Below are 15,640 nucleotides of genomic sequence, written 5' to 3'. Positions count from 1 at the left end.
TACGGTGGTGACATGCGCTCGGTGCGGACAAAACTCCCATCGGGCACATCGCGTCGTACCCTCGGGCCCTCGCCCGTCGGGCCGTGAGTCGAGGAAGAAAGTTGTGAGCAGGGTGTTGGTGCAGGTCAGCGCGGTAGTCCGGAGCTTGGGGCAGGCGTAATGCACATCGTGATCATGGGGTGCGGGCGAGTGGGCTCGGCCCTCGCGCAGACCCTTGAGCAGCAGGGCCACACGGTCGCCGTGATCGACCAGGACCCGACGGCCTTCCGCCGTCTGGGCTCCGGGTTCGGCGGGCGCCGGGTGACCGGCGTCGGCTTCGACCAGGACACTCTGCGCGAGGCGGGCATCGAGGAGGCCGGCGCCTTCGCCGCCGTGAGCAGCGGCGACAACTCCAACATCATCGCGGCCCGGGTGGCCCGGGAGATGTTCGGCGTCGAGAACGTGGCGGCCCGGATCTACGACCCCCGCCGCGCCGAGGTCTACCAGCGGCTCGGCATCCCGACCGTGGCCACCGTGCGGTGGACCGCCGACCAGATGCTGCGGCGGCTGCTGCCGTCCGGCGCGGAGCCGCTGTGGCGCGACCCCAGCGGTGGCGTGCAGCTCGCCGAGGTGCCCATCTCCGAGGAGTGGGTCGGCCACAAGGTCAGCGTCCTCCAGGACGAGACCGGGGTGCGGGTGGCGTTCCTCACCCGGCTGGGCGAGGCGATGCTGCCGACGTCCTCCACGGTGCTGCAGGAGGGCGATCTGGTGCACGTGATGATGCGCAGCGACGAGGTCGAGAAGGTCGAAGCGGCGTTCTCCGCGGGTCCCGAGGAGGCGCACCGGTGAGCGACGCACACGCGGCCGCTCAGCCGCGGACGACGTACGACGCGCGCTTTCGCCGCGTGGGCGGAGAAGCGAACGGAGTAATGCTGTGAGGGTCGCTATTGCTGGTGCCGGTGCCGTCGGCCGTTCCATCGCGGGCGAGCTGCTGGAGAACGGGCACGAGGTCCTGCTGATCGACAAGGCCCCCTCGGCCATCTCGGTGGAGCGGGTGCCGCTGGCGGAGTGGCTGCTGGCCGACGCCTGCGAGATCACCTCGCTCGACGAGGCGGCGCTCCAGCGCTGCAACGTGGTCATCGCCGCGACCGGTGACGACAAGGTCAACCTGGTCGTCTCGCTGCTCGCCAAGACCGAGTACGGGGTGCCCCGGGTCGTGGCCCGGGTGAACAACCCCAAGAACGAGTGGCTCTTCAACGAGTCCTGGGGCGTGGACGTCGCCGTCTCCACCCCGCGTCTGATGTCGGCGCTGGTCGAGGAGGCCGTGAGCGTCGGCGACCTGGTGCGGCTGCTGCGCTTCAGCCAGGGCGACGCCAACCTCGTCGAGCTCACCCTGCCGCCGGAGTCGGCGCTGGCCGGCACCCGTGTCGGCGACGTGGACTGGCCGGAGGACACCTCGCTGGTCACCATCATCCGCGGCAACCGCGTGCTCACCCCCAACCGGGAGGACGCGCTGGAGGCCGGCGACGAGCTGCTGTTCGTGGCCGCCCCGGCCCGCGAGGAGCAGCTGGAGGACCTGCTGTCGGTGCGCCGCGAGGCTTCCGCCGACTGAGTCCGGTCCGTTGTGCAGGCGCTCGGCTGGGGTTTCCCAGCCGAGCGTTTTGCGTGGGCCCGATCTGAGATCTCAGATTGCTTTACAGAGATCTTAGAACGATACTGGCGACGAGCCGCTGCCATACGGAGTTGAGCGATGACGATCTTCGAACCGATCACGGGCCGCTACGTCGCGGTCAACGGTGCACGCACCTACTTCGACGAGGCCGGCGAAGGCATCCCGATCGTGTGCGTTCACCCGGGGGCCACGGACTCCCGGATCTACCGGCACCTTCTGCCGTTGCTCGCTGAACGCGGATACCGCGCGATCGCGCCCGATCTCCCCGGGCACTGCCGTTCCTACCCGGCACAGTGGCAGCCCGGGAGTTCCATTCACGACCACGCCGAGTTCGTGCACGCGTTCGTGCGCACGGTGCTGCCCGGAATCTCGCCCTTTGTGCTCGGCGCCTCCGTCGGCGGCCTGACGGCACTGGATCTCGCCGCTCACCACGGAGAGGGCTATCGAGGTGTCGTCGCGATGCAAGCGGCGTCATGGACACCGCTGTCGGCCGAGGCCGCCGCATTGCTGGCAGGCCGGACAAGCGCGCCCGACGCCGGCTGGACGGATCACCTCGAGTACGCGGCGGTGGCCTCGGCGAGCAAGAAGCTGACAGCCGAGCGGGAAACCGAGCTGAGGTGGCTTCAGCGCAGCACCTCCCAGCAGGCCGGTCAGCTCGACGGCCAGGCGTGGGCTTCCCACGATCTGCGCGGCCGGCTCGGCGATGTGCGGTGCCCGGTCCTGCTCGTGCAGGGCACCGACGATTTCTTCGTGCAGGACGAGCTGGTCGACGACACGGTCGCCGAGATGGGCTCGGCGGCGCGGCTACTGAGGGTGCCCGACATCGGGCATTACCCGCCGCTCGAGAATCCCGAGTGGGTCGCGCAGGTCGCGGACACTTTTGTGAAGCAGCTGACGGCGACGACGGACTGAGCACGTGAAACATCTGCCCGCCATCCTGCGCACGGACCACCCCGACCTGAGCGCCACCGAGCGCGCGTATCTCGCGATCAAGCGGCGGATCATCGAGCTCGACCTGGCGCCCGGCGCCCATGTCACCAAGACGGATCTGACGCGGTTGACCGACGCCGGCACCATGCCGGTGAGAGAGGCCCTGACCCGGCTGCAACGCGATGGGCTGGTCGACGCGCTCCCCCGCTCGGGATACCGGATCCTGCCCGTGACCTTGAAGGGGACACGCGATCTGTGCGCCTTCCGCCGGCTTCTGGAGACGGAGGCCGCCGCCCTCGCGGCAGAGCGCGGCTGCCCGCAGGATGATCTCGCCCGCATGGAAGAACTCCTCGGCCAGTCCTACGAGCCGCGCGATACGGAGAGCATCGAGGCGTTCCTCCGCGCCACTCTGGAGTTCGATGCGATCATCGCCGACAACTGCGGTAACGACAGGCTGGCCCGGTCGGTCGTCCAGGTCTTCGACGAGCTGGAACGCGTCCTGCGGATCACCTTGGGATCGCTCCCGTTCTCGGCATCGGCCGCGCATCAACGACGCGCGGTCTGGGAAGCGGTCCGCGACCGCGATCCGGTCGCGGCCCGAGCCGCCATGGACGACCGCACGCGAACCTCTCAACAGCAGATCATCGACGCGCTCACGGCCAGCCAGTCGATCGCCGAGGCGAGCATCACCATCTCGCGATGACCGGGGTACGGGCCGTACTCGCCGATCGGCAGGTACGGCCCTGTGAACTCCCCATCCAGGCCGGTCAGTTGCGCTCGCGTCACGTTATACGGCCTATCGGACCGGGCCGTGCCGTGCCACGAAGGCACATCCCGCGAATTGATCAGCGAGCACTGCCGAGATCGCGGTCGTCCGCGCCCCCTTCGAGCATGAGAGTGGTCTCCTCGATCCGGCGAAAACGCCCGTCGGGCGCGAACTCCCCGAAGAGGTAGACCTCCATACGAACGGTGGCTCCGTCGTTCTTGGTCACGTTCACCGTGTGCCGGTCGGCGTACCGGTCGCCGCCCACGAGCTCGTCGTGCACCTCGACCGAGCCGCTCGCCACGACTTTGCGCAGGTGGGCGATGTGCGTCAGGAACTCCTGCCGGTCGTCCCACCGGCCGTCGGTGCGCTGACGGTAGTCAGGGGCGAAGTGACGGTCGGCCGCCTCATCCAGATCGAGTCCCGGGGTGAAGAGCAGATCGGTGAGGGCCGTGCTGATGTCGGTGCGAAACATGAGACTTCCTTCTGTTTGCCGTGACTGCCGACGTGGTGCGCCGAACGAATAATGCGTGCCTGAAGCACGCATCAAACAGTAGCGCATAAGCGTGCTCCGCGCACGCTAATCTGGAGGCGTGAAGAACGGGACCGGAAATGAGATCGCCGACGCGCTGGGACTGCTCCTACGACGGAGCACCCGCGACCACCTCTACGCACAGCTGACCGAGGGCCTGGGAGAGGCGGTCGACGGCTCCACCTACCCGGTGCTCAGCGGTCTGGCTCGAACCGGCGCTTGTAGCGCCGCCGACCTCGGTCGCGAGATCGGACTCGACCGCACCACCGTCACCCGGCGGGCCGACCGGCTACAGCAGGCCGGCCTGCTGCGGCGCGAACCGGACCCCGCGGACGGCCGCGCGACCCTGCTCGCCCTCACCGACGAGGGCCACGATGCGGTGCGCACCACCAGGCAACGACTGGCCTCCCGTATCGAAGACTCGCTCCACTCCTGGCCTCGCGAGGACGCCCGCACCTTCGCCCGCTGGCTGCGGCGGTTCGCCGACGAGGGCCCCTTCGCCCCCGGCAGCACGCGGGAGACCGACTGACCGTCACCTCCGCCTCGCGGCCTTGGCAGCCGGACGCAGGAAGCGCCGGCCCATCGCACTGATGGGCCGGCGCTGTCCGGCAGGTGGGCTCGTCGAGCGCGCTCAGCGGCACAGGGCGCGCAGGGCGGTGAGGCAGTCCGCGGCCCGGTGCCGCGGGTCGGTGTCGGTGCCGGCCCAGGCGATCCGGGCGTCCGGTCGGATCAGAACGGCGGTGACGTCCCGCCAGATCGGATCCGTCGCTTCGGTGTTGACGGTGACCGTCCGCCGTTCCAGACCGGGTGCGGAACACGGAGTCCGCGTCCCGCCGAGGTCCAGCAGCAGCGGCCGGCCGTGGTGCATCAACGCGTGGGCGGTGGACCCGTCGACCGCGTCCAGGGCGAGGCCGGCCAGTCGCGTGCCGCTCAGCGGGTGCGCGCCGGGTGCGGTGCCGGCGGGGAGCGGGTCGTCGAAGCCGGCGATCCGGCGGGCCCACCGGCGGTTGGTCCGCGGTTCGGCCAGCGCGTCGGACCAGACCTCGCGCAGCGCGATCTGCTCCGGGCTCGCCGCGGCGAACAGGGCGAGCTGCGCGCGGGTGTTGTCGATGACGGCCCGGGCGGCCGGCCGGCGTTCCGTGTCGTAGCTGTCGAGCAGTCCGTCGGGCGCCCGGCCCTGGAGGGTGGCGGCCAGCTTCCAGCCCAGGTTGGTGGCGTCCTGGATGCCGAGGTTCATGCCCTGTCCGCCTGCCGGGAAGAACATGTGCGCCGCGTCCCCGGCCACCAGCACCCGTCCGGCCCGGTACCGCGCGGCCTGGCGGGTGGCGTTGCCGTAGCGCGACAGCCACCGGGGGTTGCGGATGCCCAGGTCCCGTCCCAGTAGCGTACGAGTCTGCTCGCGCACCTCCTCCAGGGTCAGCGGTTCGTCGACGCCGTGGTGCATGGTCGCCGTGGAGAGGCCCGCCAGCCGGTGGACGCCGTCGCCGATCGGGGCCACCAGGAACGAACCGGCGGGCCCGGTGGCGCCGAGCGGAGTGGTGGGCGGATCGTCGAGTTCGACGTCCGCGAGCCACCCGGTGAGGGTGGTGTCCTGACCGGGGAAGTCGATGCCGGCCGCCCGGCGCACCGCGCTGCGGGTGCCGTCGCAGCCCACCACCCAGCGGGCCCGCACGGTCCGGTGGGTACCGCCGGCCCGGATCACCGCCTCGACGGCGTCCGGGTCCTGGGTGAGCGAGACGACCTCCTCCCCCCGCAGCACCCGGGCGCCCACGGCGACCGCGTGCTCCTCCAGGAGCTGTTCGGTGACGGACTGACCCAGCGCCAGCATGAACGGGTGCACCGCCCCGATCGTGGAGAAGTCCAGCCGGGTGGTCGCCGCCCCGAAGTGGCCGGTCGGCACCGGGGTGCCGCGTTCGATGAAACGCTCCGCGAGTCCGCGGGTGGCGAAGGTGTCCAGCGTGCCGGCCTGCATGCCGACCGCGCGCGACCGTCCGTCCGGTGCCGCCCGGCGTTCCACGACCGCCACCTCCACCCCGTGCAGGCGCAACTCCGCGGCCAGCCAGAGCCCCACCGGGCCCGCTCCGGCGATGAGTACGTCGATCACGACAACCACACCCTCTCGGTCTTGTCCATTGGACAAGGGTGAGCATGCCCTATGATTGTCCATTGGACAACAGGGTTGGGCAGCAAGGGTTGGGCAGCAAGGGTTGGGCAGCAAGGGTTGGACAGCAGGGGCTGGACAACAAAGGTTGGGCGGCAGGGGTGCGGAAGCCGACCGGGAAGGCGCAACGGATGGGTACGACACAGGGCGAGATCGTCGCCGCCACGCTGGCGGTCCTCGACGAGCACGGGTTGGACGGTGTGACCATGCGCGCCGTCGCGGCCCGGCTCGGCGTGCAGCACAACACCGTCCGCTGGCACGCCTCCAGCAAGGGTCGCCTGCTCGAACTGGCTTCCGACGAACTCCTCGCGCACTGTCTCGACGAGCCGCTGCCCCAGGCGTTCCCCGACCGCCTCAAGGAACTGAGCCGCCGCTGTCGCACGGCGCTGCTCTCCCACCGCGACGCCGCCAGGATGGTCGCGGGCGTCTTCGCCGCCGAGCCCCGCACGCTGCGCTACGCCGACACCGTGGTCGCCACCCTGCTGGCGGCCGGCCACTCACCGCGCACGGCCGCGTGGACCCACTGGACGATCTTCTATCTGACTCTGGGCCTCACCCAGGAACAGCAGGCCGCCCAGGAGACCGCGCCGGCCCTCCTCCCGGAGCAGGCCCCGGCCGACAGCTACCCGGCCCTGGCCGAGGTCCTGCCGTACGTCGGCCCGGACAGCTTCGACCAGCGATTCGAATTCGCCCTCGACCTGATCATCGCCGGCCTTCCCCGGGCCGAGGGAGCGGCCGACCAGCGCCACTGAGCGCTTCGCTGGAAGTCCGTAACGTCATCCGCGGGTGCGTCGTGGCCGGTCGCGTAGTGCCCCGCGCTCCTTCGGGGCACTACCGAACCGCACCGGACTTCAGCGGGCCGTCGCCTCCGCCTCGCGCTCGCGCTCCGCGCGCTCGGCGGCCTCCATCTCCGCGAAGACGTCGATCGGCGGCGGGGCCTTGGAGAGGAAGATCCAGGTCAGATAGACCGACAGCAGCATCGGCGGGATGCCCAGGGCCACCTTCACCCAGCCCAGCTGGGTGACGTCGCCCCACCAGTAGAGGGGGAAGAGGACCGCCGACTTGGCGAGCAGGATCAGCCCCCAGGCCCAGCTGGCCTTGGTGTAGGCGAGCTTCCGGCCGGGGTTGCGGGTGCGCCAGGAGAGGTTCTCCTTGAACACCGGGCCCAGGATCAGGCCCATCAGCGGATAGCCGGCCAGGGCCGAGACGATGTAGCCCACCGCCAGGCCCAGGGTGTAGAGCATGCCCGGCAGGTAGAAGTTCTTGGCGTCGCCGGACATCATCGCGAAGACCGCGCCGAAGGCCACGCCGAAGACACCGCTGAAGGCGTGCTTGAGGGTGTCCTTGCGGACCAGGCGGGCGATGCCCAGGAGGAGCGAGAGGCCCAGCGCGGCGATGGCCGCGATGTGGATGTCCCGCTTGACCGTGTATATCGCGACGAAGACCAGGCCGGGGACGGTGGTCTCCACCATGCCGCGCACGCCGCCGAAGGCCTCGAAGAGGGCGGCCTCGGTGGCCGCCCTCGAGTCCGCGCCCTGCGCGTCCCGCGTCGCTTCCTGCTGATCCGTCGGCTTGTCGAAGGACGGCAACGGCTACTCCTGTCCGAGCGGTCGGAGTTCGTATCGGGGATTGAACAGCACCCTCCGGCCGCGGCTCATGGAGATCCGCCCGGAAGCGATCAGCTTACGGCCGGGCTCTATGCCCGCGATGGACCGACGGCCGAGCCAGACCACGTCGAGCGCGGCCGAGCCATCGAACAGCTCCGCCTCCAGGGCGGGCACGCCGGCGCGGGGCCGGAGGGTGACCGTCCGCAGGGTGCCGGTGACCTTGACGATGGCACGGTCGTCGCAGTCGCAGATCCGGGTGCAGCCCGTGGCCTCCGTGTCCTGCTGGAGCTCGGCGTGATGGAGCTCCTCCTGGGAGGACGACAGCCGGTCGAGCATCCGGCGGAAACGGCCGGTCGGCTTCTCGGGACGGGGTACGGCACTCATGTCCCCAGCGTACCGGGGGCCCACGCGATCGGGATCAGCCTCGACGGGCCCGGCGCGGCCCCTCACCCCTCGAAGCGGTACCCCATCCCCGGTTCCGTGATGCCGCATCCCCCGGGGGCAACCCCCGGACCCCCGGCCGACGGGCCCCTCACCCCTCGAAGCGGTAGCCCATCCCCGGTTCCGTGATGAAGTGCTTGGGGTGCGAGGGGTCGAGCTCCAGCTTGCGGCGGAGCTGGGCCATGTACACCCGCAGGTAGTTCGTCTCCGTGCCGTACGACGGCCCCCAGACCTCCTGAAGCAGCTGCTTCTGGCTGACGAGACGGCCCGTATTGCGTACCAGCACCTCCAGCAGGTGCCACTCCGTCGGCGTGAGGCGTACATCCTTCCCGCCGCGGTTGACCTTCTTCGCCGCGAGGTCGACCGTGAAGCCCTCTGTCTCGACGATCGCGTCGTCGCCCGCCGCCGACACGCCCGTCGGCTCGGCCCGCCGCACGGCGGCCCGCAGCCGGGCCAGGAGCTCGTCCATGCCGAACGGCTTGGTGACGTAGTCGTCGGCGCCCGCGTCGAGCGCCTCGACCTTCTCGTCGGAGGTCTGGCGGGCGGAGAGGACGAGGATCGGCACCCGGGTCCAGCCGCGCAGGCCCTTGATGACCTCGACGCCGTCCATGTCGGGCAGGCCGAGGTCGAGGATGACCACGTCGGGGTGGCGCGCGGCGGCGAGCTGGAGCGCGGTGGCGCCGTCGGGCGCGGCGTCGACCTCGTACTTCCGCGCCTTGAGGTTGATCACGAGCGCGCGGACGATCTGCGGCTCGTCATCCACCACGAGCACCCGGTTCATGCTGAACCACCTCTGCTGTTCGTGCGGGCCCCGCCAAGGGGTCCCGGGATTCCGTCGGGGTTGCTGCGGGGGCCGCGCCGCGACCCGGGCCTCACGAGGTGGCCTGGGCCGGGAGGTCCGGCCGTACGGGCGGCCGGCCGGCGGCCGCCCGCAGGGTCAGGACCATGGTCATCCCGCCGCCGGGGGTGTCCTCGGCGGCCAGCGTGCCGCCCATGGCCTCGGCGAAGCCGCGGGCGACCGCGAGGCCGAGGCCGACGCCGGCGCCGCGCGGCGCGTCGCCGTAGCGCTGGAAGGGCTCGAAGATGCGGTCCTTGGCGCTGTCCGGGACGCCGGGCCCCTGGTCGGCGACCCGGACCTCGACCCGGTCCCCCAGGGCGCTGGCGGACACCAGGACCCGGGAGCCGTCGGGGCTGTACTTGACCGCGTTCTCCACGACGTTCGCCACGGCGCGCTCCAGCAGGCCGGGGTCGACGGCCACCATCGGCAGCGTCTCGGGGATGTCGAGGACGACGCTGCCCTCGGGGACGCCGCCCAGCGCCATCGGGACGACCTCGTCGAGGTCGATCTCCCGGATCAGCGGGGTGACGGTGCCGGTCTGGAGGCGGGACATGTCGAGGAGGTTGCCGACGAGGTGGTCGAGGCGGTCGGCGCCGTCCTCGATGCCGGCGAGCAGCTCGGCCTCGTCCTCCTCCGACCAGGCGACGTCGTCGGAGCGCAGCGAGGTGACGGACGCCTTGATGCCGGCCAGCGGGGTCCGCAGGTCGTGGCTGACGGCGGCCAGCAGGGCCGTGCGGATGCGGTTGCCCTCGGCGAGCGCGCGGGCCTCCTCCGCCCGGTCCACCAGCCGCTGCCGGTCCAGGACGACCGCGGCCTGCGCGGCGAAGGCGGCCAGCACCCGGCGGTCCTCGGCGGGCAGCACCCGGCCGGAGAGCGCGAGGGCCATGTTGTCGCCGACGGGCATGTCGACGTCCGCGTCCTCGGGGCGCAGCAGGGGCTTGCCGTTGTTGGTGACGACGCTGCTCGCGCAGGTCCAGGGGTCGACCTCGCTGGCGCGTTCCAGCAGCGCCACCGACTCCATGCCGAAGGTCTCGCGGACCCGTTCCAGCAGGACGTCCAGGCTCGTCTCGCCGCGCAGGACGCTGCCGGCGAGGAAGGAGAGGATCTCCGACTCCGCGCGCAGCCGGGCGGCCTGGTGGGTGCGGCGCGCGGCGACGTCGACGACGGACGCCACGGAGACCGCGACGAAAACGAAGATCGCGATCGCGATGATGTTCCGGGTGTCGGTGATCGTCCACTGGTGGACGGGCTCGACGAAGTAGTAGTTGAGCAGCAGCGAGCCGAAGGCCGCCGACGCCAGGGCCGGGAGCATGCCGCCCAGCAGGGCCGCGCCGACCGTCGCGCACAGGAACAGCAGCATGTCGTTGGCGAGGCCCAGGTCCGGGACGACCCGCGTCAGCATCAGGCTGAGCACCGCCGGGCCGGCCACGCCGACCAGCCAGCCGGCCACGAGCCGGCCCCGGCCGAGCCGGGCGCCGCGGGCCACGGGCAGGCCGCGGCCCTTGGCGACCTCGTCGTGGGTGACGATGTGGACGTCGAGGTCGGGGCCGGAGTCCCGGGCGACGGTCGCGCCCACGCCGGGCCCGAAGATGTACTGCCAGGTCTTGCGGCGGCTGGACCCGAGCACGATCTGGGTGGCGTTCACCCCGCGCGCGAACTCCAGCAGCGAGGCGGGGACGTCGTCGCCTATGACGTGGTGGAACGTGCCGCCCAGGTCCTCGACGAGGGTGCGCTGGACGGCCAGCTCCTTCGGGGAGGCCGAGGTCAGCCCGTCGCTGCGGGCGATGTACACCGCGAGGATCTCGCTGCCGGAGCCCTTGGCGGCCATGCGGGCGGCGCGGCGGATGAGCGTACGGCCCTCGGGGCCGCCGGTGAGGCCGACGACGATGCGCTCGCGGGCGTGCCAGATGGTGGAGACGTCGTGTTCGGTGCGGTACTGCCGCAGGTACTCGTCGACCCGGTCGGCCGTCCACAGCAGGGCCAGCTCGCGCAGGGCGGTCAGGTTGCCGGGGCGGAAGTAGTTGGAGAGGGCCGCGTCGACCTTGTCGGGCTTGTAGATGTTGCCGTGCGCCATGCGGCGGCGCAGGGCCTGCGGCGACATGTCGACCAGCTCTATCTGGCCCGCGCGGCGCACGACCTCGTCGGGGACGGTCTCGCGCTGGCGGACGCCCGTTATCGACTCGACCACGTCGCCCAGCGACTCCAGGTGCTGGATGTTGACGGTGGAGATCACGTCGATGCCGGCCTGGAGCAGCTCCTCGACGTCCTGCCAGCGCTTGGTGTTGCGGGAGCCGGGGACGTTGGTGTGGGCGAGCTCGTCGACAAGGGCGACGGCCGGGCGGCGGGCGAGGATCGCGTCCACGTCCATCTCGGTGAAGCGCGAGTCCCGGTAGACGAGCTCCCGCCGGGGCACCTCCTCCAGGCCGTGGAGCATGACCTCGGTGCGCGGGCGGCCGTGGTGCTCCACGAAACCGACCACGACGTCCGTGCCACGCTCCACGCGGCGGTGCCCTTCGGAGAGCATGGCGTAGGTCTTGCCGACGCCCGGTGCCGCGCCGAGGTAGATCCGGAGGTTGCCGCGTCCCATGGCCCCTATTGTCTTTCACGAGTCGCGGCGGTGTGCAGGCTGCCGCGTATCCCCGACCTTACGGCCAGAGTTTTGGACATTTCGGGCGGTAGCCGGTCGGGGGGCGGGTATTGACGCAGTCCTGACGCCTCGGGCCGTAACCGTCGGCCCGCAGGTCGGAGGCGCGACGGCGGCCGGGGAGGCGGAAACCCGGTGCGGCGCTCCGGGCACCCCGGCGAGAATGACGCGGCCGGGACCCCGGCACACCGCCGCATCACCCCCGCCGACGCGAGGAGGCCCCGCCACCATGCCCGAGCCGCGCACCGCGCACACCTCCGACCTCACCGCCGCCGAACTGGCCGCGATCCGCACCCTGCTGGACGACTCCTTCGAGGGCCGCTTCTCGGACGACGACTGGGACCACGCGCTGTGCGGCATCCACGCCACGGTGTGGGAGGGCGACGCCCTCCTCGCCCACGGCGCCCTGGTTCAGCGCCGGCTGCTGCACGGCGGCCGCGCGCTGCGCACGGGCTATGTCGAGGCCGTGGCCGTGCGCGCGGACCGCCGCCGCGAGGGCCTCGCGTCGGCGGTGATGACGGCGCTGGAGGGGGTGCTGCTGCGGGGCGGGTACGAGCTGGGCGGCCTCGGCGCCTCGGAGGAGGCGGCCGCCCTGTACACGGGCCGGGGCTGGCGGCAGTGGCGGGGCCCGCTGTCGGTCCTCGCCCCGTCGGGGATACGGCGCATCCCCGAGGAGGCCGGGAGCGTCTATGTCCTTCCGGTGGGCGCGCCGGGGCCGGATCTGGACGGGGAGCTCGTCTGCGACTGGCGGGCGGGGGACGTGTGGTGACCCGGCGCTGACGACCGGGTCCGGCATCGGGGCCGGGCGACGCCCGGAGGGGCCGGTCGTGGTCACCCCTGCGGGCGCCCCTCACGTCGTCCGGCCGCCGCCCGTGTCCGTACGGGAGCGGGGGCGGCGGTCCAGCAACTCCGCCAGGCCCTCCCGGGTCGCGGCCACGATCACCCGCTCGCCGGGGGCCAGGACGTGCCCGGGCGGCGGGTCCCAGCGCGGCGTCGCCTCCGGGCCGCCCAGGGCGAGGACCCGCCAGGCGCCGGGGCTGAACGCCTCCCCCGCCGTACGTCCCTGGAGCGCGACGTGGCCCTCGACCTCCACGGCGGCGATGAGGACGACCTTCCGCTCGACGGGGACCGCCCCCAGGATCCGGCGGCCCATCATCGCGCCCGCGAAGGCCGGGGCCACCAGCGAGGAGACGCTGCGGCTGCGGGTGAGGGCCTGGGGGTGGGAGTCCCGCAGGGTGCGGTAGACCGCGCCGGCGAAGCGGTCGTCGTACAGCCGCATGACCACTCGAAGGTCGGGTTTGACGCCTCGCGCGTACAGAACGGCTTCCAGGTTCGTGATGTCGCTACTGGTGAGCGCCAGCAGGGTGCGGCTGTCGGCGATCTTGGCCGCCTCCAGGACGCCGTCCTCCGTGATGTCGCCGATGACCGTGGGGACCCGTAGCGAGCGGGCGAGGGCGACGCCCCGGGCCTGCGGGTCGCGCTCCACGCAGACCACCGGGATGCCGAGCTCCCGCAGCCGGGCCAGCACCCGCGCCCCGATCTTGCCGAGCCCCAGCAGCACCACGTGCCCGGACAGCCCGCGCGGCGGCCGCGGCAGCGCCGAGGCGGACCGGAACGTACCGAGGCCCTCCAGGGCCGCCGCCACCAGCAGCGGCAGCAGCAACAGCCCCAGCAGCCCGGACAGCAACTGGAGGATCTGCCGTCCCATGGGCTGTCCGATGGCCGGGTCGTTCATGGCGAAGAGGTCCAGCAGGGACAGATACGCGGCGTGCACCGGCGCGTCCCCCGTCACCAGCCACGACGCGACCGCCAGCCCGCACACGGCCGCCACCAGCCCCGCCAGCGCCCAGCGCAGCCGCCGGGAGAAGAACGACCCCAGCGGCAGGCTGCGCGCCGCCGCGAACCGCGAGGCCGGCGGTGGCGGCGGCGCCGCGAACCGCACGGTCTCCAGCACGACCCGCCCCCGCCGCCCGGCTCGCGCCACCTGCCGCTCGTCGGGCAGCAGCACCGGCCCGTCGCCGTCCGAGAGCAGCGCGAGGGTGACCGCCCCGGGGCCCGCGTCCTCCCCGCCCGGCCCCGGGGCGGGCGCGGGCCGTTCCACGGCGCGCAGCATCAGGTCCCCCGCTTCGATGGCCTTGCTGGTGCCCGTCACGGCGGCGGCCACCAGCGCCGGGGCGGCGGTGTCCGCGTCGGAGAGCACCGTGGTGGTCCCGGCGTCCGCGTCGCCCACCAGGGCGGCCTGGTCGAGGAGCTCCTCCAGGTACTGGCCGAGGCGGCGGTTGTAGAGCCGGATGACCAGCCGCAAGCGGGGGTTGAGCCGACGGGCGCGCATCGCGGCGTTGACGTTCGTCTCGTCGTCCTCGTAGACGAGCGCCAGCGCGACGGCCCGTTCGACACCGGCCTGCGTCAGCGCCTCGTCGTCCGGCTCGGCCGCCTCGACGACCCTTACCGGCCCACCGGACGAACCGTCGGTCCCGGCCGGCCCGTTGGGCGCGGACGGACCGCCGGGGCCGGCCGCGCCGTTGGGGCCGTTCGCGCCCCGTCCGACCGCGCCGGTCACCCGTCCGAAGAGCGCGGCGGCCCGCCCCGCGACCGCCACGGGGCGGCGCCGGTCGTCACGGGCGGGCGGCAGCACCAGGACGACCCGCTCGCCGTGCACACCCGACAGCTCCGCCGTGAGGCGGTGCGCCAGGCCGTCGTCACCGCACACGACCATGTGCGGTGCGGACGAGGCGACATGGGACTGCTGAGGTAAGGAGGCCACGCCCCTACAGTGCCCTGCCGCGGCCCCTGACGCCGCGCCATTCGCCGACGACGCGCCAAGGAGTACGCGACGACGCGGGGCATGACCGGCGCGGTACGACGCCCGGCCCCCCGGTCACCGCCGCACGCGCGGGGTGTCCGGGGGGCCGGTCCGTCGATGCCGGGACGCGGCTCGCGCGAAGGGAGGATCAGCCCTTGGCGAGCTTCTTCAGCGCGATGTTGAGCTGGAGGACGTTGACGTGCTCCTCGCCCATGAAGCCGAGGATCCGGCCGTCCACGTGGTCCTCGACGAGCTTGTCGACCTTGGCCTCCGGCAGGCCGTTGGCCTTGGCCACGCGCTTGGCCTGGAGCCGGGCGTAGTCCGGGGAGATGTGCGGGTCGACGCCGGAGGCCGAGGCCGTCAGGGCGTCCACCGGCACGGAGGCCGGGGAGACGCCGTTGAAGGCGGCGACGTCGGCGCGGCGCTGCTCGACGCTGGTCAGCAGGACCTTGCTGTCGGCGGCGAGGTTGGAGGCGCCGGAGACGAGCAGCTTGTAGCGGGTGTTCTCGGTGTTGGGGCCGGCGGCCGAGGGGCGGGGCTGGAAGTACTGGGGGTCCGGCAGGGGGTTGCCGTCCTTGTCCTTCTTGTCCGCGAGGTTGAAGCTCTGGCCGAGGAACTCGGAGCCCACGGACTTGCCGTCGACCTTGATCTCGGAGCCGTTGGCCTTGTCGTTGAAGGCGGCCTGGGCGATGCCGGTGACGACGAGCGGGTAGATCACACCGCAGACGACCGTGAGGACGAGCAGGGCGCGCAGCCCCGCGCCGAGCAGCCGGAACGTGTTCTGTACGGAGTTGTTCACGGTGGTCACCCGATGCCAGGGATGAGGGAGATGAGCAGGTCGATGATCTTGATGCCGATGAACGGGGAGATCAGGCCGCCCAGTCCGTAGATCAAGAGGTTGCGGCGGAGCATGGCGTCCGCGCTCATCGGGCGGTAGCGCACGCCCTTGAGGGCGAGCGGCACCAGGGCCACGATGATCAGCGCGTTGAAGATGACGGCGGAGAGGATCGCGGACTTCGGCGAGGCCAGGCCCATGATGTTGAGCTTGTCGAGGCCGGGGTAGGCCACGGCGAACATCGCGGGGATGATCGCGAAGTACTTCGCGACGTCGTTGGCGATGGAGAACGTTGTGAGCGCGCCACGGGTGATCAGCAGCTGCTTGCCGATCTCGACGATCTCGATGAGCTTGGTGGGGTTGGAGTCCAGGTCCACCATGTTCCCGGCCTCCTTGGCGGCCGAGGTACCGGTGTTCATGGCCACGCCCACGTCG

At 72.0% G+C, this 15,640-nt stretch carries 15 protein-coding genes and 1 pseudogene; 7 read left to right on the top strand and 9 right to left on the bottom strand.

The window, feature by feature from the left end; genetic code table 11:
- Positions 1–159: 159 nt before the first annotated feature.
- From ACX9I7_RS02990 to ACX9I7_RS02975, 4 genes are all read left to right on the top strand, one after another.
- The gene (locus ACX9I7_RS02990) at positions 160–828 is read left to right on the top strand and encodes a potassium channel family protein (protein WP_189449203.1); all 669 of its coding nucleotides are present in this window, start codon (positions 160–162) and stop codon (positions 826–828) included.
- An 85-nt stretch (positions 829–913) separates the two neighbouring features.
- Positions 914–1,591 carry a potassium channel family protein gene (locus ACX9I7_RS02985; RefSeq protein ID WP_387571896.1) on the top strand — a complete coding sequence of 226 codons (678 nt, stop codon included), beginning with the start codon at positions 914–916 and terminating at the stop codon, positions 1,589–1,591.
- 138 nt (positions 1,592–1,729) lie between these two features.
- Entirely contained in the window at positions 1,730–2,563 is an 834-nt protein-coding gene (locus ACX9I7_RS02980; protein WP_459386402.1) for an alpha/beta fold hydrolase, read from the top strand.
- A gap of 4 nt (positions 2,564–2,567) precedes the next feature.
- On the top strand, positions 2,568–3,284 hold the full coding sequence (locus ACX9I7_RS02975; RefSeq protein WP_459386401.1) for a GntR family transcriptional regulator: 717 nt from the start codon (positions 2,568–2,570) through the stop codon (positions 3,282–3,284).
- A gap of 142 nt (positions 3,285–3,426) precedes the next feature.
- On the opposite strand, the gene ACX9I7_RS02970 is transcribed toward ACX9I7_RS02975, so the two are convergent.
- The gene (locus ACX9I7_RS02970) at positions 3,427–3,819 is read right to left on the bottom strand and encodes a nuclear transport factor 2 family protein (protein WP_387571905.1); all 393 of its coding nucleotides are present in this window, start codon (positions 3,817–3,819) and stop codon (positions 3,427–3,429) included.
- Between the two features lie 118 nt (positions 3,820–3,937).
- Here ACX9I7_RS02970 and ACX9I7_RS02965 point away from each other — a divergent pair, with 118 nt between their 5' ends.
- Complete coding sequence (locus ACX9I7_RS02965) at positions 3,938–4,405, top strand: MarR family winged helix-turn-helix transcriptional regulator (protein WP_459386400.1); 468 nt, start codon at positions 3,938–3,940, stop codon at positions 4,403–4,405.
- Positions 4,406–4,507: 102 nt separating this feature from the next.
- On the opposite strand, the gene ACX9I7_RS02960 is transcribed toward ACX9I7_RS02965, so the two are convergent.
- On the bottom strand, positions 4,508–5,980 hold the full coding sequence (locus ACX9I7_RS02960) for an FAD-dependent monooxygenase (RefSeq protein ID WP_459386399.1): 1,473 nt from the start codon (positions 5,978–5,980) through the stop codon (positions 4,508–4,510).
- Positions 5,981–6,168: 188 nt separating this feature from the next.
- Here ACX9I7_RS02960 and ACX9I7_RS02955 point away from each other — a divergent pair, with 188 nt between their 5' ends.
- Positions 6,169–6,789, top strand: coding sequence for a TetR/AcrR family transcriptional regulator C-terminal domain-containing protein (locus ACX9I7_RS02955; RefSeq protein WP_459386398.1), 621 nt, complete (start codon positions 6,169–6,171; stop codon positions 6,787–6,789).
- A gap of 99 nt (positions 6,790–6,888) precedes the next feature.
- Here the strand turns inward: ACX9I7_RS02955 and ACX9I7_RS02950 are convergent, their stop codons facing one another.
- The 4 genes from ACX9I7_RS02950 to ACX9I7_RS02935 all read right to left on the bottom strand — a co-directional run bounded on the left by ACX9I7_RS02950 (position 6,889) and on the right by ACX9I7_RS02935 (position 11,510).
- Complete coding sequence (locus ACX9I7_RS02950) at positions 6,889–7,626, bottom strand: DUF3159 domain-containing protein (protein WP_459386397.1); 738 nt, start codon at positions 7,624–7,626, stop codon at positions 6,889–6,891.
- A gap of 3 nt (positions 7,627–7,629) precedes the next feature.
- Entirely contained in the window at positions 7,630–8,028 is a 399-nt protein-coding gene (locus ACX9I7_RS02945) for an OB-fold nucleic acid binding domain-containing protein (RefSeq protein ID WP_126916472.1), read from the bottom strand.
- Positions 8,029–8,176: 148 nt separating this feature from the next.
- A complete protein-coding gene (locus ACX9I7_RS02940) occupies positions 8,177–8,866 on the bottom strand; it encodes a response regulator (RefSeq protein WP_126916471.1) in 690 nt (229 codons plus the stop codon).
- 91 nt (positions 8,867–8,957) lie between these two features.
- On the bottom strand, positions 8,958–11,510 hold the full coding sequence (locus ACX9I7_RS02935; protein WP_387571920.1) for an ATP-binding protein: 2,553 nt from the start codon (positions 11,508–11,510) through the stop codon (positions 8,958–8,960).
- A gap of 286 nt (positions 11,511–11,796) precedes the next feature.
- Between ACX9I7_RS02935 and ACX9I7_RS02930 the strand changes: the two genes are divergently transcribed.
- Positions 11,797–12,336 (top strand): GNAT family N-acetyltransferase, encoded by a 540-nt coding sequence (locus tag ACX9I7_RS02930; protein ID WP_459386396.1) that lies wholly within the window; start codon positions 11,797–11,799, stop codon positions 12,334–12,336.
- 81 nt (positions 12,337–12,417) lie between these two features.
- Here ACX9I7_RS02930 and ACX9I7_RS02925 read toward each other — a convergent pair whose 3' ends face one another.
- From ACX9I7_RS02925 to ACX9I7_RS02915, 3 genes and pseudogenes are all read right to left on the bottom strand, one after another.
- The gene (locus ACX9I7_RS02925; RefSeq protein ID WP_459386627.1) at positions 12,418–14,283 is read right to left on the bottom strand and encodes an NAD-binding protein; all 1,866 of its coding nucleotides are present in this window, start codon (positions 14,281–14,283) and stop codon (positions 12,418–12,420) included.
- A 235-nt stretch (positions 14,284–14,518) separates the two neighbouring features.
- Positions 14,519–15,169, bottom strand: a complete 651-nt coding sequence (gene kdpC, locus ACX9I7_RS02920) for a potassium-transporting ATPase subunit KdpC (protein ID WP_387571926.1) — start codon at positions 15,167–15,169, stop codon at positions 14,519–14,521.
- 5 nt (positions 15,170–15,174) lie between these two features.
- A pseudogene (locus ACX9I7_RS02915) lies at positions 15,175–15,640 on the bottom strand (potassium-transporting ATPase subunit B); the annotation flags it as partial.

The sequence above is a fragment of the Streptomyces sp. L500 genome, from assembly GCF_054551825.1.
This window is presented reverse-complemented; position numbering and strand designations above follow the sequence as displayed.

Excerpts from the sequence above, each read along its gene's own strand:
- ACX9I7_RS02925 (WP_459386627.1), bottom strand. The coding sequence starts at position 14,283 with ATGGTCGTGTGCGGTGACGACGGCCTGGCGCACCGCCTCACGGCGGAG.
- ACX9I7_RS02970 (WP_387571905.1), bottom strand. The coding sequence starts at position 3,819 with ATGTTTCGCACCGACATCAGCACGGCCCTCACCGATCTGCTCTTCACC.
- ACX9I7_RS02955 (WP_459386398.1), top strand. The coding sequence starts at position 6,169 with ATGGGTACGACACAGGGCGAGATCGTCGCCGCCACGCTGGCGGTCCTC.
- ACX9I7_RS02980 (WP_459386402.1), top strand. The coding sequence starts at position 1,730 with ATGACGATCTTCGAACCGATCACGGGCCGCTACGTCGCGGTCAACGGT.
- ACX9I7_RS02990 (WP_189449203.1), top strand. The coding sequence starts at position 160 with ATGCACATCGTGATCATGGGGTGCGGGCGAGTGGGCTCGGCCCTCGCG.
- ACX9I7_RS02940 (WP_126916471.1), bottom strand. The coding sequence starts at position 8,866 with ATGAACCGGGTGCTCGTGGTGGATGACGAGCCGCAGATCGTCCGCGCG.
- ACX9I7_RS02945 (WP_126916472.1), bottom strand. The coding sequence starts at position 8,028 with ATGAGTGCCGTACCCCGTCCCGAGAAGCCGACCGGCCGTTTCCGCCGG.
- ACX9I7_RS02935 (WP_387571920.1), bottom strand. The coding sequence starts at position 11,510 with ATGGGACGCGGCAACCTCCGGATCTACCTCGGCGCGGCACCGGGCGTC.
- ACX9I7_RS02930 (WP_459386396.1), top strand. The coding sequence starts at position 11,797 with ATGCCCGAGCCGCGCACCGCGCACACCTCCGACCTCACCGCCGCCGAA.